Annotated in this window: 17 protein-coding genes and 1 pseudogene; 10 read left to right on the forward strand and 8 right to left on the reverse strand. The window is 70.7% G+C overall.

Features of this window, described 5'->3' with window-relative positions; genetic code table 11:
• Positions 1-69 precede the first annotated feature (69 nt).
• Complete coding sequence (locus ACQEVG_RS28245) at positions 70-1,764, forward strand: proline--tRNA ligase (protein WP_432988846.1); 1,695 nt, start codon at positions 70-72, stop codon at positions 1,762-1,764.
• A gap of 315 nt (positions 1,765-2,079) precedes the next feature.
• Here the strand turns inward: ACQEVG_RS28245 and ACQEVG_RS28250 are convergent, their stop codons facing one another.
• Genes ACQEVG_RS28250 through ACQEVG_RS28260 form a run of 3 tightly spaced genes read right to left on the reverse strand, consistent with a single transcriptional unit; the run spans position 2,080 to position 3,904 of the window.
• Positions 2,080-2,955, reverse strand: coding sequence for an aminoglycoside phosphotransferase family protein (locus ACQEVG_RS28250; RefSeq protein WP_432988848.1), 876 nt, complete (start codon positions 2,953-2,955; stop codon positions 2,080-2,082).
• Positions 2,956-2,972: 17 nt separating this feature from the next.
• Positions 2,973-3,407, reverse strand: coding sequence for a DUF4439 domain-containing protein (locus ACQEVG_RS28255; protein WP_432988850.1), 435 nt, complete (start codon positions 3,405-3,407; stop codon positions 2,973-2,975).
• Positions 3,404-3,904, reverse strand: a complete 501-nt coding sequence (locus tag ACQEVG_RS28260) for a hypothetical protein (protein ID WP_432988852.1) — start codon at positions 3,902-3,904, stop codon at positions 3,404-3,406. Before ACQEVG_RS28260 ends, ACQEVG_RS28255 begins: the two co-directional genes overlap by 4 nt.
• 155 nt (positions 3,905-4,059) lie before the next feature.
• On the opposite strand from ACQEVG_RS28260, the gene rimP reads away from it, so the two are divergent.
• From rimP to ACQEVG_RS28305, 9 genes and pseudogenes are all read left to right on the forward strand, one after another.
• Entirely contained in the window at positions 4,060-4,557 is a 498-nt protein-coding gene (rimP, locus tag ACQEVG_RS28265) for a ribosome maturation factor RimP (protein ID WP_432988854.1), read from the forward strand.
• Positions 4,558-4,559: 2 nt separating this feature from the next.
• Complete coding sequence (nusA, locus tag ACQEVG_RS28270) at positions 4,560-5,567, forward strand: transcription termination factor NusA (RefSeq protein ID WP_432988857.1); 1,008 nt, start codon at positions 4,560-4,562, stop codon at positions 5,565-5,567.
• A gap of 139 nt (positions 5,568-5,706) precedes the next feature.
• Positions 5,707-5,985: a YlxR family protein gene (locus tag ACQEVG_RS28275; RefSeq protein WP_432988859.1), complete on the forward strand. Its 279-nt coding sequence runs from the start codon at positions 5,707-5,709 to the stop codon at positions 5,983-5,985.
• A gap of 148 nt (positions 5,986-6,133) precedes the next feature.
• Positions 6,134-9,235: a translation initiation factor IF-2 gene (gene infB, locus ACQEVG_RS28280; RefSeq protein ID WP_432988861.1), complete on the forward strand. Its 3,102-nt coding sequence runs from the start codon at positions 6,134-6,136 to the stop codon at positions 9,233-9,235.
• Positions 9,236-9,405: 170 nt separating this feature from the next.
• Positions 9,406-9,699, forward strand: a complete 294-nt coding sequence (locus ACQEVG_RS28285; protein ID WP_432988863.1) for a DUF503 domain-containing protein — start codon at positions 9,406-9,408, stop codon at positions 9,697-9,699.
• A 32-nt stretch (positions 9,700-9,731) separates the two neighbouring features.
• Complete coding sequence (rbfA, locus tag ACQEVG_RS28290; protein WP_432988865.1) at positions 9,732-10,175, forward strand: 30S ribosome-binding factor RbfA; 444 nt, start codon at positions 9,732-9,734, stop codon at positions 10,173-10,175.
• Positions 10,172-11,071 (forward strand): tRNA pseudouridine(55) synthase TruB, encoded by a 900-nt coding sequence (gene truB, locus ACQEVG_RS28295; RefSeq protein WP_432988867.1) that lies wholly within the window; start codon positions 10,172-10,174, stop codon positions 11,069-11,071. The genes rbfA and truB overlap by 4 nt, the downstream gene beginning before the upstream one ends.
• A 226-nt stretch (positions 11,072-11,297) precedes the next feature.
• A pseudogene (locus ACQEVG_RS28300) lies at positions 11,298-11,546 on the forward strand (hypothetical protein); the annotation flags it as partial.
• Positions 11,547-11,587: 41 nt separating this feature from the next.
• On the forward strand, positions 11,588-12,532 hold the full coding sequence (locus ACQEVG_RS28305) for a bifunctional riboflavin kinase/FAD synthetase (RefSeq protein WP_432988869.1): 945 nt from the start codon (positions 11,588-11,590) through the stop codon (positions 12,530-12,532).
• A gap of 104 nt (positions 12,533-12,636) precedes the next feature.
• Here the strand turns inward: ACQEVG_RS28305 and ACQEVG_RS28310 are convergent, their stop codons facing one another.
• From ACQEVG_RS28310 to ACQEVG_RS28330, 5 genes are read right to left on the reverse strand one after another with little or no spacing between them, the layout of a single operon-like run.
• Positions 12,637-13,596 (reverse strand): ABC transporter ATP-binding protein, encoded by a 960-nt coding sequence (locus ACQEVG_RS28310; protein WP_432988874.1) that lies wholly within the window; start codon positions 13,594-13,596, stop codon positions 12,637-12,639.
• A gap of 58 nt (positions 13,597-13,654) precedes the next feature.
• Positions 13,655-14,632, reverse strand: coding sequence for an ABC transporter ATP-binding protein (locus ACQEVG_RS28315; protein ID WP_432988876.1), 978 nt, complete (start codon positions 14,630-14,632; stop codon positions 13,655-13,657).
• Positions 14,629-15,516 (reverse strand): ABC transporter permease, encoded by an 888-nt coding sequence (locus ACQEVG_RS28320; RefSeq protein WP_432988878.1) that lies wholly within the window; start codon positions 15,514-15,516, stop codon positions 14,629-14,631. The genes ACQEVG_RS28315 and ACQEVG_RS28320 overlap by 4 nt, the downstream gene beginning before the upstream one ends.
• On the reverse strand, positions 15,513-16,562 hold the full coding sequence (locus ACQEVG_RS28325; protein ID WP_432988881.1) for an ABC transporter permease: 1,050 nt from the start codon (positions 16,560-16,562) through the stop codon (positions 15,513-15,515). Before ACQEVG_RS28325 ends, ACQEVG_RS28320 begins: the two co-directional genes overlap by 4 nt.
• 3 nt (positions 16,563-16,565) lie before the next feature.
• Positions 16,566-18,386, reverse strand: coding sequence for an ABC transporter substrate-binding protein (locus tag ACQEVG_RS28330; protein ID WP_432988885.1), 1,821 nt, complete (start codon positions 18,384-18,386; stop codon positions 16,566-16,568).
• Positions 18,387-18,391: the final 5 nt, after the last annotated feature.

The raw sequence follows: 18,391 nt of genomic DNA on the forward strand, positions 1-18,391 counted from the left end.
TTCCGCCCGCCCCCGCCGCCCGGATAACCTCCCTGCACATCACTCTTTCTTGACGCAGGAGAATTCCCCATGGCAGCCCAGGTTCAGCGCATGTCCCGTCTGATGGTCAAGACACTGCGCGACGACCCTGCGGACGCCGAGACGCTCAGCCACAAACTGCTCGTCCGCGCCGGCTATGTCCGGCGCAATGCCGCGGGCATCTGGTCCTGGCTGCCGCTCGGCAAGAGGGTCCTGGAGAACGTCACGCGTGTGGTGCGCGAGGAGATGGACGCGATCGGCGCGCAGGAGGTCCTGCTGCCGGCCGTGCTGCCCAAGGAGCCGTACGAGGCGACCGGGCGCTGGGAGGAGTACGGCGCGGAGCTGTTCCGGCTCAAGGACCGCAAGGGCGCCGACTATCTCCTCGGGCCGACGCACGAGGAGATCTTCACCCAGATCGTCAAGGACCAGTGCACGTCCTACAAGGACCTGCCGGTGATCCTCTACCAGATCCAGACGAAGTTCCGCGACGAGGCGCGTCCGCGTTCGGGCATCCTGCGCGGCCGCGAGTTCCAGATGAAGGACTCGTACTCCTTCGACACGAGCGACGAAGGTCTGGCGGAGGCGTACGCACTGCACCGCGAGGCGTACATCAAGATCTTCGAGCGGCTCGGGCTCGACCACCGCATCGTGTCGGCGGTCTCGGGTGCGATGGGCGGCTCGGCGTCCGAGGAGTTCCTGGCGCCGGCGGCGGCGGGCGAGGACACCTTCGTGGACTGCCCCTCCTGCGACTACGCCGCGAACACGGAAGCCGTGACCTTCGTGGGCGAGCCCGTGGACGGCGCCGCGCACGGCCCTGTCGAGGAGCTGGACACACCCGACACCCCGACGATCGAGGCGCTCGCCCAGCACCTGGGCGTGCCGGCCTCCGCGACCCTGAAGAACCTGCTGGTCAAGGTCGACGGCGAGATCGTCGCGGTCGGCGTGCCGGGCGATCGCGAGGTGGACCTGGGCAAGCTGTCGGACCACCTGGCCCCCGCCGAGGTCGAGCTGGTCACCGCGGAGGACTTCACGGGCCGTCCCGATCTCGTACGCGGCTATGTCGGCCCGCAGGGCCTGGAGAAGGTCCGCTACATCGCGGACCCGCGCGTGGCGCCGGGCACGGCGTGGATCACCGGCGCGAACAAGCCCGACACGCATGCGCGCAATGTCGTCGCGGGCCGTGACTTCGAGGTCGACGAGTACCTCGACGTCGTCGTGGTCGAGGACGGCGACCCGTGTCCGAAGTGCGGCACGGGCCTGAAGCTCGACCGTGCGATCGAGATCGGCCATATCTTCCAGCTGGGCCGCAAGTACGCCGACGCCTTCCAGCTCGACGTCCTCGGCCAGAACGGCAAGCCGGTCCGCGTGACGATGGGCTCGTACGGCATCGGCGTCTCCCGCGCGGTGGCGGCGCTGGCCGAACAGACGGCGGACGAGCAGGGCCTGTGCTGGCCGCGGGAGATCGCCCCGGCGGACGTCCATGTGGTCGCGGCGGGCAAGGCGCTCCAGACGGAACTGGCACTGGACGTCGCGGAGCAGCTCTCGGCGGCGGGTCTGCGGGTGCTGGTGGACGAGCGGGCGGGCGTCTCGCCGGGCGTGAAGTTCACCGACGCGGAACTGATCGGCGTCCCGAAGATCGTGGTGGCGGGCCGCCGGGCGGCGGAGGGCGTGGTGGAACTGAAGGACCGCCGGACGGGGGAGCGGGAGGAGCTGTCCGTGGCGGATGCGGTGGCGCGCCTGCGGTAGGGCTCCGCCTGCGGTGTTGGGGCATCGGGGTCTTTCGGCGCGGGCGGGGCTGGGCCGAGCCGGGGCCTGTTCCCCCACCCGCCCCTTCCCGCTGTGACACTTTGCGGCTCTGCCGCGTGGTGGGGGCAAGCCCCCAGCCCCCGCGCCGGCTTCGCGGCGCGGCCCCGGGGCTTCGCCCCTGGACCCCGGACGCCGGCTGGGGGTCCCCCCCACGCCTGCAGGGCGTAGGGGGAGTGTCCTCAAGCGCCGGAGGGGCTCAAAATGAGCCCCTCCGGCGATTGAGGAGCGCGGTATGGGGCGGAGCCCCGGCGGGGGCTACAGCCAGCCCGCGAACTCCAGCGTCAGCTCCGCCTCCCCGCGGCGCCCCGCCGCCATCGCTCGCGTCCCCGACTCCACCGCCCGGAACAGCGTCCACCCCCGCAGCCGCTCCCGGTTCACCTCCAGTGAGTCCGCAAGCCTGTTGACCCGCCGACGCGCCGCCGACGCGCCCGCGGACGTCGCGATCAGGTCCTCGACCCGGTCGCGGACCAGGCGGGCCAGGTCGTAGGCGCGCTCGCCGACCACGGGCTCCGGGCCCACCGCGAGCCATGGGGTGCGGTCGCCCGCGAGGACCTTGCCCTGGCGGAAGTTGCCGTGCAGCAGAAGGAGTTCGGGCGAGAACGCCGTGAGCTCGTCGCGCACGGCGAGTGCCGAGGCGACCAGCGCGGCCGTCCCCGGGTCCGTGAACGCACGCATCGCCTCCGCCTGCCGCGCCGTCCGGTCCGCGACCGTCTCGAAGCCGTGGTCCGCCGGCGGCTCGACCCACAGCCGCCGCACCGTCCCCGCCGCCTCCAGGAGCGCCTTCGCCTCCGGCAGCGACCGCAGTGACACCTCCGGGTGCAGCCGCTCAAGGAGCAGCGCGTCGTCCGCGGCTTCGAGGAGTCGCACCGCGCCCCAGCCGTCCCAGTGCTCCAGCGCCGCCCGCTCCAGCGCGGGCCCGGCCGCTCGCGGGGCGACCTTCAGCGCCGCCGCCGTGCCGTCCTGCCGCCGTACGAGCAGGACGAGACTGCTCCGCCCGCCCGGCGCCATCACCCGCTCGATGTCCAGCTCCCAGCGGTCCGCAGCCTCCTGGAGGGTCTTGGACAACTGCCCGAGCCATTCGTCACTCTCGCCGAGTGCCCGGACAAGCCGCTGCGGCGGTTCGAAAGCCATGCGCGCGAAGTTCCCTTTCACTTCCCTGTCGCCCGCTCGGCGAGCCCAGGAAAGGCTACGCCGCTGCCGCGCCACCGCGTCGCGCGGACGGCCGCCTCGCGCAGCGCGACCGCGGCCTCCCTGCGCAGCTGCCCTTCCGTGGCTCGTACGAGGTCGGAGTAGACGCCCGCGACCCGGTCCTCGAGCACCGCGGCGAGCCGCACGGCAGCCGCCGGGTCCGGCACGGCGAACGGCAGAGCGTACGCCGCGGCCGCAGCGGCCGGCGCACCGCCCAGGTCGCGCGCGGTGCGCTCCAGCGCGTCCCGCCGGGCCCGGTGGGCGGCATACGCGGCCGTGGCCTCGCCCTCGCGGTCGTCGCCGATCCGGCCGCCGACGACCCCGTACCCGTACACCGCCGCATGCTCCGCGGCCAGCGCGGCCTGTACGGCCTCCAGCGCGTCCGGCGTGCTCATCGCGAGCCCCCCTTCGTCAGCAGGTACGCATGCGCGGCACCGGCCGCCGCGATCGAGGCGAGCAGCCGGGCCAGCTCCGGCTCGGCGTCGACGAGCGCGGCCAGGTACGCGTCGGACGTACGGCGTTCCGCGGCGACAAGCGTCTTGACCGCGGCCGGGGCAGCGGCCGGAATCGCCCCCGGAGCGGCCACCCGCGTCGTACCCCCGAGCGCGGCCACGTGCTCGGACACCGCCTCCCGCAGGGCCGCCAACTGCCCGGCCAGCGACGGGTGCTGGGCGATGACGGCGTCGTACTGGTCACGCAGCGCACCGCTCGACGCGGCGAGCCGCCTGCGCAGCGCCGCATCCGAACGCGCCGCATCCCGCGCCGCGTCCGGCGCAGCGCCATGCGTGCGTCGGCGCTCGCGCTCCTCGTCCGAGCAGCCCGTCAGCGCGCCCGCCGCGACCGCGCCCGTCACCATGAGCGCACGCCTGCGTGTCGTTCCCGTGCGCCCCACGACTGTCTCCCTCGGGCCTGCGGTGATCATCGCCGCAGGCGAGCGTACCTGCGGGTGCCGACCGGGTGGACGGCAACACCCCTCGGGACCGGATACCCTTTGATCTGACACGCGACGATCCCCACAACAGCACACGCGGCCGAGGAGTCACCCGGATGAGCACCACCCAGAGCGAGAGGCTGCGCGGGCTGCTGGAGCCGCTCGTCAGCGCCGCGGACCTGGATCTGGAAGAGATCGAGGTGTCCCGGGCGGGCAGGCGCCGCATGCTGAGGATCATCGTGGACTCCGATCAGGGCGTCGAGCTCGACGCATGTGCCGAGCTGAGCCGCGCCATCTCCGAGAAGCTCGACGAGACGGACGTGATGGGCGAGGGCGAGTACGTCCTCGAAGTCAGCTCGCCCGGTGCCGACCGCCCGCTGACCGAGCACCGCCACTATGTGCGTGCCGTCGGCCGGCTGGTGAAGCTGCAGTTGCACGAGGGCGGCGAGTTGGTGGCCCGCATCCTCACCGTGGACGACGAGGGACTCGACCTCGAGGTGCCCGGCGTCAAGGGACGCAAGCCCACCGCCCACCGGGTCGCCTTCACCGAGATCGCCAAGGCTCGCGTGGAGATCGAGTTCAGCCGCAAGGACAAGAAGGAAGAGGAGGCGTAGCCGTGGACATCGACGTAAAGCTCCTGAAGGGCTTGGCACAAGAGAAGGAGATCCCCTTCGACCTGCTGGTCGAGGCGATCGAGTCGGCCCTCCTCATCGCGTACCACCGCACCGAGGGCAGCCGCCGCCACGCCCGTGTGGTGCTCAGCCGGGACACCGGCCATGTGACCGTGTGGGCCAAGGAGGACGCGGCCGACCTCGAGGAGGGTCAGGAGCCGAAGGAGTTCGACGACACCCCCTCCGACTTCGGCCGGATCGCCGCCACCACCGCCCGTCAGGTCATCCAGCAGCGGTTGCGTGACGCCGAGAACGACGTCACCTTCGGCGAGTACGCCCGCCGTGAGGGCGATGTCGTCGCAGGCATGGTCCAGCAGGGCAAGGACCCCAAGAACGTCCTGGTCAAGCTGGACGACAAACTCGAGGCGATCCTGCCGGTGCAGGAGCAGGTGCCTGGCGAGGAGTACACGCACGGCCAGCGCCTTCGTACGTATGTCGTACGCGTGGCCAAGGGCGTGCGCGGGCCGTCGGTCACCCTGTCCCGCACCCACCCCAATCTGGTGAAAAAGCTGTTCGCGCTGGAGGTCCCGGAGATCGCGGACGGCAGCGTCGAGATCGCGGCGATCGCCCGCGAGGCCGGTCACCGCACCAAGATCGCCGTCCGCTCGACCCGCTCGGGCCTCAACGCCAAGGGCGCCTGCATCGGCCCGATGGGCGGCCGTGTGCGCAATGTCATGGCCGAGCTGCACGGCGAGAAGATCGACATCGTGGACTGGTCGGACGACCCGGCCGAGATGGTGGCCAACGCCCTCTCGCCGGCCCGCGTCAGCAAGGTGGAGGTCGTCGACCTCGGCGCCCGCTCCGCCCGTGTGACCGTCCCCGACTACCAGCTGTCACTGGCGATCGGCAAGGAGGGGCAGAACGCCCGGCTGGCCGCCCGCCTCACCGGCTGGCGCATCGACATTCGCCCGGACACGGAGCAGAGCGCCGAGCAGGAGTCCGACCAAAGCTAAGGAATGTGACCGGGCGGGAACCCGTTGTAGTGACTGGCGGGCTCGCACCGGGAGCGCACAGGCCTCACCTAGATCGAGACAACAGCCGTTCGATTTTTGCCCCAAAGGGGTGAGGTCGGTACGGGGAGGTAGACTGAACGTGTCTGGCCGGACGCAGACCCGCGTATGCCCTGAGCGAACCTGTGTGGGATGCCGGGAGCGAGCGGCCAAGAGCGATCTGCTGCGCATCGTGGTGAGCGGGGACGTATGCGTCCCCGATGATCGCGGTACGCTGCCCGGCCGGGGTGCGTATGTGCACCCCGCCTTGGTCTGTCTCGATATGGCAGTCCGCCGCCGGGCGTTCCCGAGGGCCTTCAGGGTCAAGGGGCCGCTCGATACCGCGGATGTACGCCGGTATGTCGAACAGGCAGCACTGTAAGAAGAAGTACGGCACGGAACCCCGTGCGGTCAGGTACCTCGCGAGTTGGAAGTAGGTCGAGATTGCGATGAGCACTCGATGAGTACGCGATGAGTACGCCCATGAAGTAGCGACGGTCCGGCGGTAACCCGGACCTAAAAGGAGCGAAGTGGCTAAGGTCCGGGTATACGAACTCGCCAAGGAGTTCGGCGTGGAGAGCAAGGTCGTCATGGCCAAGCTCCAAGAACTCGGTGAATTCGTCCGTTCGGCGTCCTCGACGATCGAGGCGCCGGTTGTACGTAAGTTGACTGATGCTTTGCAGGGACCCGGCTCCGCCGGCAAGTCCGCTGCCAAGCCCGGCGCGCCTCGCAAGGCCGCGCCCGCCAAGCCTGCCGCGCCCTCACCGGCGACGTCGGCCCGTCCCGCTGCCCCCAAGCCCGGCGCCCCGGCCCCCAAGCCGGCCGCAGCCGAGGCTCCGGCGAGCAGCACCCCCAGCACCCCGTCCGTGGCCCCGGCTTCCGCCGGCCCGCGTCCGGGTCCCAAGCCCGCACCGGCCAAGCCCGCTCCGGCGGCTCCGGTGCCCGCGGCCGAGTTCTCGGCTCCGGCTCCGGCACAGCCCAGCGCGCCGCAGGCCCCGCGCCCCGCGGGTGCCACTCCCGGCCCGCGTCCCGCCCGTCCGGCTCCGGCCGGCGGTCAGCGTGACGGCGGCCGTGACGGTGGCCGTGGCGGCGAGCGTCCGGCGCGTCCCGCCGGTCAGGGCGCCCCGCGCCCCGGCGGTCGTCCGGCCGGTCCCCGTCCGGGCAACAACCCCTTCACCTCGGGTGGCTCTACCGGTATGGCGCGCCCGCAGGCGCCCCGTCCGGGTGGCGCGCCCCGGCCCGGTGGCCACGGCGGTGCCGCTCCCGGCGCCCCGCGTCCGCAGGGTGGTCCCGGTGGCGCTCCCCGTCCGCAGGGTCAGGGCGGCGCCCGTCCGAGCCCCGGCGGCATGCCGCGTCCGCAGGCTCCCCGTCCTGGTGGCGGCCCCGCGGGTAACCGCCCGAACCCGGGCATGATGCCGCAGCGTCCCGCTGCCAGCCCCCGTCCTGGTGGCGGTCCCGGTGGCGGCGGTGGCCGTGGCCCCGGTGGCGGCGGCGGTCGTCCCGGCGGCGCCGGTGGCGGTCGTCCCGGCGGTGGCGGCGGCTTCGCCGGTCGTCCCGCGGGTCCCGGTGGCGGTCGTCCCGGTGGCGGCGGCGGTTTCGCCGGTCGTCCCGGTGGCGGTGGCCCCGGTGGTGGCGGCGGCTTCGGTGGCGGCGGTGGCCGTCCCGGCTTCGGCGGACGTCCGGGTGGTCCCGGCGGCCGTGGTGGCACGCAGGGCGCCTTCGGTCGTCCCGGCGGCCCGGCGCGTCGTGGCCGTAAGTCGAAGCGGCAGAGGCGCCAGGAGTACGAGGCCATGCAGGCCCCGTCGGTCGGCGGTGTGATGCTGCCTCGCGGCAACGGCGAGACTGTTCGCCTGTCGCGCGGTGCGTCCCTCACCGACTTCGCGGAGAAGATCAACGCCAACCCGGCGTCGCTCGTCGCCGTGATGATGAACCTCGGCGAGATGGTCACGGCCACGCAGTCGGTCTCCGACGAGACGCTGCAGCTGCTGGCCGACGAGATGAACTACACGGTTCAGATCGTCAGCCCGGAGGAGGAGGACCGCGAGCTTCTCGAGTCCTTCGACATCGAGTTCGGCGAGGACGAGGGCGGCGAGGAAATGCTCGTCTCCCGTCCGCCGGTCGTGACCGTCATGGGTCACGTCGACCACGGTAAGACCCGACTGCTCGACGCCATCCGCAAGACGAACGTCATCGCGGGCGAGGCCGGCGGCATCACGCAGCACATCGGTGCGTACCAGGTCGGTACCGAGGTCAACGGTGAAGACCGCAAGATCACCTTCATCGACACCCCGGGTCACGAGGCGTTCACCGCCATGCGTGCCCGTGGTGCCAAGTCCACCGACATCGCGATTCTCGTGGTGGCGGCGAACGACGGTGTGATGCCCCAGACGATCGAGGCGCTGAACCACGCCAAGGCGGCCAACGTGCCGATCGTGGTCGCGGTCAACAAGATCGACGTCGAGGGCGCGGACCCGACCAAGGTGCGCGGTCAGCTGACCGAGTTCGGTCTGGTGGCCGAGGAGTACGGCGGCGACACCATGTTCGTCGACATCTCCGCCAAGCAGGGTCTGCACATCGACAGCCTGCTGGAGGCCGTGGTCCTGACCGCGGACGCTTCGCTCGACCTTCGGGCGAACGCCGAGATGGACGCACAGGGTATTGCGATCGAGGCCCACCTCGACCGCGGCCGCGGTGCCGTCGCCACCGTGCTCGTCCAGCGCGGAACGCTGCGCGTCGGCGACACGATGGTCGCCGGTGACGCGTACGGCCGTGTCCGGGCGATGCTCGACGACAACGGCAACAACGTCGAGGAAGCGGGTCCGTCGACCCCCGTCCTGGTCCTGGGTCTCACCAACGTCCCCGGCGCCGGCGACAACTTCCTGGTCGTCGACGAGGACCGTACGGCCCGTCAGATCGCCGAGAAGCGCGCCGCGCGTGAGCGCAACGCCGCCTTCGCCAAGCGCACCCGCCGGGTGTCCCTCGAGGACCTCGACAAGGTGCTCAAGGCCGGTCTTGTGCAGGATCTCAACATCATCATCAAGGGCGACGCGTCCGGTTCGGTGGAGGCTCTCGAGTCCTCGCTGCTTCAGCTCGACGTTGGCGAAGAGGTCGAGATCCGCGTTCTCCACCGTGGTGTGGGTGCGGTCACCGAGTCCGACATCGACCTGGCGATGGGCTCCGACGCCATCGTCATCGGCTTCAACGTCCGTGCGGCCGGCCGTGCCGCGCAGATGGCGGAGCGCGAGGGCGTCGACGTCCGGTACTACTCGGTGATCTACCAGGCCATCGAGGAGATCGAGGCGGCCCTCAAGGGCATGCTCAAGCCGGAGTACGAAGAGGTCGAGCTCGGCACGGCGGAGATCCGCGAGGTCTTCCGCTCGTCCAAGCTGGGCAACATCGCGGGTGTTCTCATCCGCTCCGGCGAGGTCAAGCGCAACACCAAGGCCCGGCTCATCCGCGACGGCAAGGTCATCGCGGAGAGCCTCAACATCGAGGGTCTGCGCCGCTTCAAGGACGACGTCACCGAGATCCGCGAAGGCTTCGAGGGCGGTATCAACCTCGGAAACTTCAACGACATCAAGGTCGACGACGTCATTGCGACGTACGAGATGCGCGAGAAGCCGCGCGGCTGATCAGGCCGGGTTTTCTGGGGGGAGACCCCCAGAGCCACCTGTCAGGTCGGGGCCGGTCGACGGACGTATATCCGTCGATCGGCCCCGGCCGTTGCGTGTACGGTTCTTGTGTCCCTGCCAAGTGGTCGGCGGGGCCACTGACCCCGAACCGGCGGGACATCCGGACATACATGTATGTGGGGACGCTGTCCTTCGATCTGCTCCTCGGCGACGTCCGGTCGTTGAAGGAGAAACGCTCCATCGTCCGGCCGATAGTCGCCGAGCTCCAGCGCAAATACGCGGTGAGCGTGGCGGAAGTCGGCGACCAGGACCTCCATCGCAGGGCCGAGATCGGCCTGGCGGTGGTCTCCGGGGACACAGGGCACCTGACAGACGTACTCAACCGGTGCGAGCGCCTGGTCGCCGCCCGGCCCGAGGTGGAACTGCTCTCGGTGAGACGCAGACTCCACGGCGACGAAGACTGAAGCTTGAGCAAGGCAAAGAAGGAGACGGACCAGTGGCCGACAACGCGCGGGCGAAGAAGCTGGCGGACCTCATCCGGGAGGTGGTCGCCGAGAAGCTGCAGCGCGGCATCAAGGACCCGCGCCTGGGCACGCACGTGACCATCACGGACACTCGCGTCACCGGTGACCTGCGGGAGGCCACGGTCTTCTACACGGTCTACGGCGACGACGAGGACCGGGCGAGCGCGGCGGCCGGGCTGCAGAGCGCCAAGGGCGTACTGCGTTCGGCGGTCGGAGCGGCGGCGGGGACGAAGTTCACGCCGACCCTCACCTTTGTGGCGGACGCGCTCCCGGAGAACGCCAAGACGATCGAGGACCTCCTCGACAAGGCGCGTGCCTCCGACGCCAAGGTGCGCGAGGCGTCCTCGGGTGCCGCGTACGCCGGCGAGGCCGACCCGTACCGCAGGCCCGAGGACGAGGACGAAGCCTCGGAATGAGCAGCACGGCAAAAACGCCGGACGGCCTTGTCATCGTCGACAAGCCGTCCGGCTTCACTTCGCACGACGTCGTCGCCAAGATGCGCGGGATCGCCAGGACCCGCCGCGTCGGGCATGCGGGGACGCTCGACCCCATGGCCACCGGTGTGCTCGTGCTCGGCGTCGAGAAGGCCACCAAGCTCCTCGGGCACCTCGCGCTGACCGAGAAGGAGTACCTCGGCACCATCCGGCTGGGGCAGAACACGGTCACGGACGACGCCGAGGGCGAGATCACCTCGTCGGCGAACGCCTCCGGGATCTCCCGGGACGCGATCGACGCGGGCGTGGCCACGCTGACCGGCGACATCATGCAGGTGCCGTCCAAGGTCAGCGCCATCAAGATCGACGGCAAGCGGTCGTACGCGCGCGTGCGCGGCGGCGAGGAATTCGACATCCCGGCCCGCCCGGTCACCGTCTCGCAGTTCACGGTGTACGACGTCCGCGAGGGCGTGGCCGAGGACGGCACGCACGTCGTTGACCTGGTCGTAGCGGTGGTCTGCTCCTCCGGTACGTACATCCGCGCCCTGGCCCGTGACCTCGGCGCCCATTTCGGCGTCGGCGGGCATCTCACGGCACTGCGCCGCACCCGCGTCGGTCCTTATGGCCTGGACGCGGCGAAGACGCTGGAGCAGCTCCAGAAGGAGCTCACCGTGATGCCGATCGCGGAGGCGGCGGCCGCCGCCTTCCCGCGCTGGGACGTGGACGAGAAGCGCGCGCGGCTACTCATCAACGGCGTACGGCTGGACATGCCGCCGTACGACACCGCGCCCGTGGCGGCCTTCGGGCCCGACGGCCGGTTCCTGGCTCTGGTGGAGGAGCACAAGGGCAAGGCCAAGAGCCTCGCCGTCTTCGGCTGAGCGCTCGCCGATCGACCCCACCGTGGAACGGGCAGGCTCGCCTGCCCGTTCCACGATCCCCCTCCCCACAGGGTCTATCCATCGCGGCCCCCTTATTCACCCCACCGGGCAGGCGCTCGGAGTGAATCACGGGTGCACTTGGGGGCGCTTTCGCCACACGTTGTTCACCTGGTGATCACCGCCGTCCTACCGTCGAGATCATGGAACGCGGTGACCTGGCAACGATCTGATGCACCGCACAGGCCTGCTTCTTGTCCGTACGCCCGAGGGCGCGACCCGCTTCGACCGGCGCCTTGTCGAGCTCGCCCGCGAGGTGCCCGGGTTCGCCGCACTCGTCACCGGGTGGCTGGCCCGGGCGCCCCACGAGTGGGCCGCGGTCGTCGGTCCCAGCGCGCGCCGGACGGTCGAGAAGGTGGGCAGCCCGATGCCGATGCGAACCGACAGCCGCGGGCATGGCAGTCTTAGACCTGCGTAATCGGCAATCACGTACACAGGTTCGGGCGAGGAGCGGTCACAGTGCAGCGCTGGCGTGGCTTGGAGGACATCCCCCAGGACTGGGGGCGCAGCGTCGTCACCATCGGCTCCTACGACGGGGTCCACCGTGGTCACCAGCTGATCATCGGCCGTGCGGTGGAGCGGGCCCGCGAGCTCGGCATCCCCTCGGTCGTCGTCACCTTCGACCCGCACCCGAGCGAGGTCGTGCGCCCCGGCAGCCACCCGCCGCTGCTCGCACCGCACCACCGGCGCGCCGAGCTGATGGCGGAGCTGGGCGTGGACGCGGTGCTCATCCTTCCGTTCACGACCGAGTTCTCGAAGCTGTCGCCCGCCGACTTCATCGTCAAGGTCCTCGTCGACAAGCTGCACGCGCGCGCGGTCATCGAGGGCCCGAATTTCCGCTTCGGTCACAAGGCCGCGGGGAATGTCGCGTTCCTCACCGAGCTGGGCGAGACGTACGACTACGAGGTCGAGGTCGTCGACCTGTACGTGAGCGGCGCGGCGGGGGGCGGCGAGCCGTTCTCCTCCACCCTGGCCCGCCGGCTGATCGCCGCCGGCGACGTCGAGGGCGCGAACGAGATCCTGGGCCGTCCGCACCGCGTCGAGGGCGTAGTTGTCCGGGGCGCGCAGCGCGGCCGCGAGCTGGGCTACCCGACGGCGAACGTGGAGACGCTGCCGCACACGGCGATCCCGGCGGACGGGGTGTACGCGGGCTGGCTGACGGCGAACGGCGAGAGGATGCCCGCGGCGATCTCGGTGGGAACCAATCCGCAGTTCGACGGCACGGAGCGCACCGTCGAGGCGTATGCGATCGACCGGGTGGGGCTGGATCTGTACGGCCTGCATGTGGCCGTGGACTTCCTGGCGTATGTGCGGGGACAGGAGAAGTTCGAGTCGATCGAGGCGCTGCTGGATGCGATTGCGGCGGACGTCAAGAAGTGCCGTGAGCTGACGGGCGCGGCGTAGGTTCCTCTCGGGGCGGGCCCCTGGCGGGGGTGCGGGGTGCGGGTTTCGGGCGCGCCCGGGTCCGTGTCGGTTGCCGCCCGGGGCCGCGGGGTGGGGGAGCCCCCTCACGCCCAGTGGCACGCCACCCCCGTATCCCCCAGCACCGCCAGCTCCCCCGTCCGGCACCTCTCCGCCACCCCCGCCCTCTCCGCCTCGCCCGACGCCAGCACCTGGCAGCGCGCGTGGAAGCGGCAGCCGCCGGGGATGCGGGACGGGTCCGGGGGTTCGCCCGTCAGGACCACCGGCGGGAGGCCGGACTCCGGGAGCACGGACAACAGCGCCCGGGTGTACGGGTGTCGGGGCGACGTCAGGACCTCCTCCACGGTGCCCGCCTCCACGATCCGGCCCAGGTACATCACCGCCACCCGGTCCGCGATGTTCCACGCGAGCCCCAGGTCGTGGGTCACCACCAGCGCGGACAGGCCCAGTTCGTCCCGCAGCCGGAGCAGCAGCGCGAGGATCTCGCCGCGTACGGAGGCGTCCAGTGAGGCCACCGGCTCGTCCGCGACGATCAGTTCGGGCTCCAGGACCAGCGCGCCCGCGATGACGACGCGCTGGCGCTGGCCGCCGGACAGCTCGTGCGGATAGCGCAGGAAGAAGCGTTCGGGCGGCCGCAGCCCGGCGCGCGACAGCGCCGCGGCGACCGCCCCGCGCTCGTCCCCGGCGTGCCCGTGGATCCGCAGGCCCTCGGCCACCGCGTCGTACACCGTGTGCCGCGGGTTGAGCGAGCCGCTCGGATCCTGGAGCACCAGCTGCACCCGCTTGCGGTAGCTCTTCAGCGCGCGGGGCGTGTACGAGAGCGGCGCGCCGCCGAAGGTCACCGCGCCGGACGTGGGCGGCACCAGGCCGAGCAGCGAGCGAGCCAGCGTCGTCTTGCCGCAGCCGGACTCGCCGACCAGGGCGACGATCTCGCCCGCGCCGATGTCGAGATCGACCCCGTCGACGGCCCGGGCGACCGGGCCGCCGCGCCGCCCGGGGAAGCTGACGTGCAGACCGGTGGCAGAGAGCAGGGGAGTGGTGGTCATGGGCGGCTCCTGAACCGGGCTGTGGGACACGGGAGTCGGGTGACACAGCGGGAACCACTCACCGCAGCCCCTCCGTCCCCGCGCCCACCCGCACACAAGCCGCCAGGTGCCCCTCACCCGCCGTTACCAGCGCCTGGTCCTCCTCCGCGCACGCGGCCAGCGCAACCGGGCAGCGCGGGTGGAACGTACAGCCGCTCGGCAGCGCCGACGGGTCGGGCGGGTCGCCCGGCAGGCCGCGGGGTGCGCGGCGGGACGCGGTGTCGCCGATGCGGGGGAAGGTCGCGGACAGGGCCCGCCCGTACGGATGCTCCGCCGCCCCGTACACCGTCCGCGCCGGGCCTTCCTCGACGATCCGGCCCGCGTACATCACCGCCAGACGGTCACAGGTCTCGGCGAGCACCGTCAGATCGTGGCTGATCATCAGCAGGCTGATGTCCTGCACGGCGACCAGCTGCTCGATCAGCCGCAGGATCTGCGCCTGGATCATCACATCCAGCGCGGTCGTCGGCTCGTCGGCGACGATCAGCCGCGGATCGCACGCCAGCGCCATCGCGATCATCACGCGCTGCCGTTGCCCGCCGGACAGCTCATGGGGATAGGCGTCCGCGCGGGCGACCGGCAGCCCCACCTGTTCCAGCAGCTCGCGGGCGCGTTGCCGCGCGACCGCCGGGGTGGTCTTCTGGTGCAGCAGGATCGGCTCGGCGATCTGGTCGCCGATCCGGTGCACCGCGTTGAGCGAGTGCATCGCGCCCTGGAAGACGATCGACGCCCCCGCCCACCGCACGGCCCTCAGCCGCCCCCATTTCATGGTGAGGACGTCCTCCCCGTCGATGAGGATCTCGCCGCTCAGGCGCGCTGTGGCGGGCAGCAGCCGGAGCAGCGCCAGGGCCAGCGTCGACTTGCCGCAGCCCGACTCGCCCGCGATGCCCAGCTTCTGCCCGGCGGTCACCCTCAGGTCGACGCCGCGTACGGCCGGTACCGCCCGCGCTCCGGAACCGTACGTGACCCGCAGGTTCTTGACTTCGAGCAAGCTCAACGCGCCACCCCCAGCTTCGGGTTGAGCGCAGCCTCGATCGCCCGCCCGCACAGCGTGAACGCGAGCGCCACCACCGCGATGGCGATGCCCGGCGGCGCCAGGTACCACCAGTGGCCCGACGACACCGCGCCCGCCTCCCGCGCGTCCTGGAGCATGCCGCCCCAGGACACGACCGCCGGATCGCCGAGGCCGAGGAACGCGAGCGTCGCCTCCGTCAGGATCGCCGTGGAGATGCCGAGGGTCGTCTGCGCGAGCACCAGCGGCATCACATTGGGCAGCACATGGCGGGACATGATGTGGCGGTGACCGCCGCCGAGTGCCCGCGCGCGCTCGATGTACGGACGCGACTCGACCGCGATCGTCTGCGCCCGCACCAGTCGCGCGGTGGTCGGCCAGCTGGTGACGCCGATCGCCAGGATCACCGTCCAGACGCTCCGCGACATCACGGTCGCCAGGGCGATCGCCAGCACCAGCGTCGGCATCACCAGGAACCAGTCCGTGATCCGCATCAGGACGGTCGAGAACCAGCCGCCGTAGTGCCCGGCGACGATGCCGACCAGGGTGCCGATGGCCACCGACAGGGCGGCCGCGAGCAGCCCGACGGTGAGCGAGATCCGCGCGCCCCACACCAGCAGCCCGAGCAGCGAGCGCCCGAACTGGTCGGTGCCGAGGGGGAATTCACGGCTCGGCGACTCGAGCGCGGTACCCGGTGCGTTCGTCACGCTCTGCACATCGCTGCCGACGAGCAGCGGCGCGGCCAGCGCGATCAGGGCGATGAGTGCGAGCGCGCCCAGACCGAGGAAGCCGGCGCGGTGCCTGCGGTACGAGCGCCAGAAGCGGGCCACGGAGTCGCGCCGGCGGGTCCACACGAGTGCGCTGGTCATCGGCCCACCCGGGGATCGAGCAGCGGATAGAGCAGGTCGGCGAGGAGGTTCATCACGATCATCGCGCCGGCGAAGACCACGAAAAGACCCTGGACGAGCGGCAGATCGGGCACGCTCAGGGCCTGGTAGAACAGCCCGCCGAGTCCTGGCCAGGAGAAGACCGTCTCGACCAGGATCGAACCGGCCGCCACATGGCCGAGGTTGATGAAGACCATGGTGACGGTGGGCAGCAGCGCATTGGGCACGGCATGCCGGCGGCGTACCGCGTCGTCCCGCAGCCCCTTGGCCCGTGCCGTCGTCAGATAGTCGCTGCCCATCTCGTCGAGGAGCGAGGAGCGCATGACAAGCAGCGTCTGCGCGTATCCGACGGCGACCAGGGTGAGGACCGGCAGCACCAGGTGATGGGCGACATCGACGACGTACGCGAAACCGGTCTCGTGACCCGACTCCATGCCGCCGGTGGGGAAGAGGCCGGGGAGCGGCCCGGTGCCCACCGAGAAGGTGATGATCAACAGCAGACCGAGCCAGAAGGACGGCACCGACCAGAGGGTCAGCGCCACGCCTGTGTTGAGCTTGTCGCCGAGGCCGCCGTGCCGCCACGCCGAGCGGGTGCCGAGCCAGAGCCCGATCGCCGAGTAGATCACCACGGCGACGCCGGTCAGCAGCAGTGTCGCGGGCAGCTTCTCGGCGATCAGCTCCCCGACGGGTGCGTGGAACTGGTACGAGGTACCGAGATCGCCGGTCAGCGCCTTGCCGCAGTAGTTCGTGAACTGCTGCCACAGGGGCAGATCGAGGCCGAACTGGCGGCGCAGTGCGGCGAGTTGTTCGGCGGACACCTGGCGGCCGTGTGTCATCGTGCGCACCGGATCGCCGGGGATGATCCGGAAGAGGAAGAAGCTGGTGACGAGCACGGCGAGCAGCGAGATCGCCGCCCCGCCCAGCTTGTCCGCCATATAGAGGAGATAGGCGCGCGCAGTGCCGCTCGTGGCGCGGGCCTCGGGGGCCCGCGCCACAGTGGTGGTGCGCGCCGTGCTGGTGGCGGTCATCGACTACTCACGGTCTTCCGCGGTGGCACGGCGGCGCAGCGCGAAGAAGACCCCGAGCCCGGCGGCGACCACGACCGCCGCGCCGGCACCGATGATGACGCCCGTGGACGAGCCGCCGTCGGAACCGCCCCCGTCGGCGGGTTCCGCGGACCACCAGCTCCAGTAGCCGTCCTGGCCGTAGATGTTGCCCGCGGCCTCCGGCATCGTCTTGATGGCCTTGATCTGGTCGGTGCGGTACGCCTCGACCGCGTTCGGATACGCCATGACATTCATGTACCCGGTGTCGTACAGCCGCGACTCCATCTGCTTGACGAGGTCCACCCGCTTGGCCGCGTCGTATTCGACGATCTGCTTGGCGTACAGCGCGTCGAGCTGTTTGTCGCAGATGAAGTTGTCCGTCTGACCGGTGTCCTTCGGGGTAGCAGGCAGCGCCGGGCAGGTGTGGATGGACAGGACATAGTCCGGGTCCGGGTTGACGGAGTAGCCGTCGAACGCGAGGTCGTACTCGCCCGCTGCCCACGGGTCGGAGACATTGTCCAGACAGTCGACCTTGAGCCCGATGCCGAGTGTGCCCCACCACTCCTGCAGATACTTGCCGATCGCCTTGTCGTTCGGCTCGGTGGCATGGCAGAGGATGCGGAAGCTGAGCGGTTTGCCGTCCTTGCCGAGGCGCTTGCCGGCGCTGTTCTTCCGGTAGCCGGCGCCGTCGAGGAGTGCGGCCGCCCTGGCCGGGTCGTAGTCGATCTTCTGGCTGTCGGACGGCTTCCAGAAGTAGTCCGCGAAGCGCGGCGGGATATAGCCCTCACCCGCCACGGCGTGGCCCTGGTAGACCTTGTCGACGATCGTCTTGCGGTCGACGGAGTAGAAGAGCGCCTTGCGTACGGGGGGATCGAGCAGCGCGGGACTGCCGTTGCCGAACGCCTTGCCGTCCTTCGACCGGGCGCCGGGGTTGGTGGCCAGTGCCAGGAAGCGCCGGCCGGGAGCGTCATTGACCTTGATGTCCGGGGCGGATCCGAGAGAGGCGGCCTGGGCCGGGGTGAGGCCCTGGACGAAGGAGACCTCGCCCTTCCGCAGTGCCGCGACGGCCGCGTCGCCGTCCTTGTAGTACTTGAACACCAGCTCGTCGAACTTCGGTGCGCCGCGCCAGAAGTCCTTGTTCGGCTTGAGCCTGACGTACTGGTCGACCTTGAAGCCGGTGATGACGAAGGGGCCGTTGCCGACGATCGGGAACTTCTTGTCGTTGTTGAACTTCGAGAAGTCGCCGACCTTCTCCCAGATGTGCTTGGGCACGATGGGCACATCGAGCGCCGTCATGGTGGCCTGAGGCTTCTTCAGCTCGATGACCAGGGTCCCCGGATCGGGGGCCGAGACCTTCTTGAAGTTGGATGTGAAGCTGCCGTTGGCGGTCGCGGCGTTCTCGTCCGTCATCATCTTGTTGAAGGTCCAGGCGGCGTCCTCGGCGGTGGCCTGCTTGCCGTCGGACCACGTGGAGTTCCTCCGGATGGTGTACGTCCAGGTCAGCTTGTCCGGCGACGACTTCCATTCGGTGGCGAGGCCCGGGACCGTGTGGGCGTCCTTGACGTCGTAGTTGGTCAGGTACTCGTACGCCAGCCGGTGGATGCTGGTGGAGACCAGCTTCGAGGCCAGAAACGGGCTGAGGGAGTCCACGCTCTGTGAGACCGCGACGGTGAGGACCTTCTTGCCGCCGTCGCCGGCGGCCTGTGCCGAGGGGGCTGCCGTACCGGCCACGACCAATGCGCCCAATGCGCCCGTGGCGCCGGTGGCCAGAAGACGTCGGATGCGTGATGGAACCTTTGTGACCATGGGAC

It is taken from the genome of Streptomyces sp. CA-135486 (assembly GCF_050936555.1).
Taxonomy (GTDB): domain Bacteria; phylum Actinomycetota; class Actinomycetes; order Streptomycetales; family Streptomycetaceae; genus Streptomyces.

What these genes read in the sequence shown, in the direction of transcription:
- ACQEVG_RS28245 (WP_432988846.1), top strand. Translation starts at nt 70, where the DNA reads ATGGCAGCCCAGGTTCAGCGCATGTCCCGTCTGATGGTCAAGACACTG.
- ACQEVG_RS28250 (WP_432988848.1), bottom strand. Translation starts at nt 2,955, where the DNA reads ATGGCTTTCGAACCGCCGCAGCGGCTTGTCCGGGCACTCGGCGAGAGT.
- ACQEVG_RS28255 (WP_432988850.1), bottom strand. Translation starts at nt 3,407, where the DNA reads ATGAGCACGCCGGACGCGCTGGAGGCCGTACAGGCCGCGCTGGCCGCG.
- rimP (WP_432988854.1), top strand. Translation starts at nt 4,060, where the DNA reads ATGAGCACCACCCAGAGCGAGAGGCTGCGCGGGCTGCTGGAGCCGCTC.
- ACQEVG_RS28285 (WP_432988863.1), top strand. Translation starts at nt 9,406, where the DNA reads ATGTATGTGGGGACGCTGTCCTTCGATCTGCTCCTCGGCGACGTCCGG.
- truB (WP_432988867.1), top strand. Translation starts at nt 10,172, where the DNA reads ATGAGCAGCACGGCAAAAACGCCGGACGGCCTTGTCATCGTCGACAAG.
- ACQEVG_RS28310 (WP_432988874.1), bottom strand. Translation starts at nt 13,596, where the DNA reads ATGACCACCACTCCCCTGCTCTCTGCCACCGGTCTGCACGTCAGCTTC.
- ACQEVG_RS28320 (WP_432988878.1), bottom strand. Translation starts at nt 15,516, where the DNA reads ATGACCAGCGCACTCGTGTGGACCCGCCGGCGCGACTCCGTGGCCCGC.
- ACQEVG_RS28325 (WP_432988881.1), bottom strand. Translation starts at nt 16,562, where the DNA reads ATGACCGCCACCAGCACGGCGCGCACCACCACTGTGGCGCGGGCCCCC.
- ACQEVG_RS28330 (WP_432988885.1), bottom strand. Translation starts at nt 18,386, where the DNA reads ATGGTCACAAAGGTTCCATCACGCATCCGACGTCTTCTGGCCACCGGC.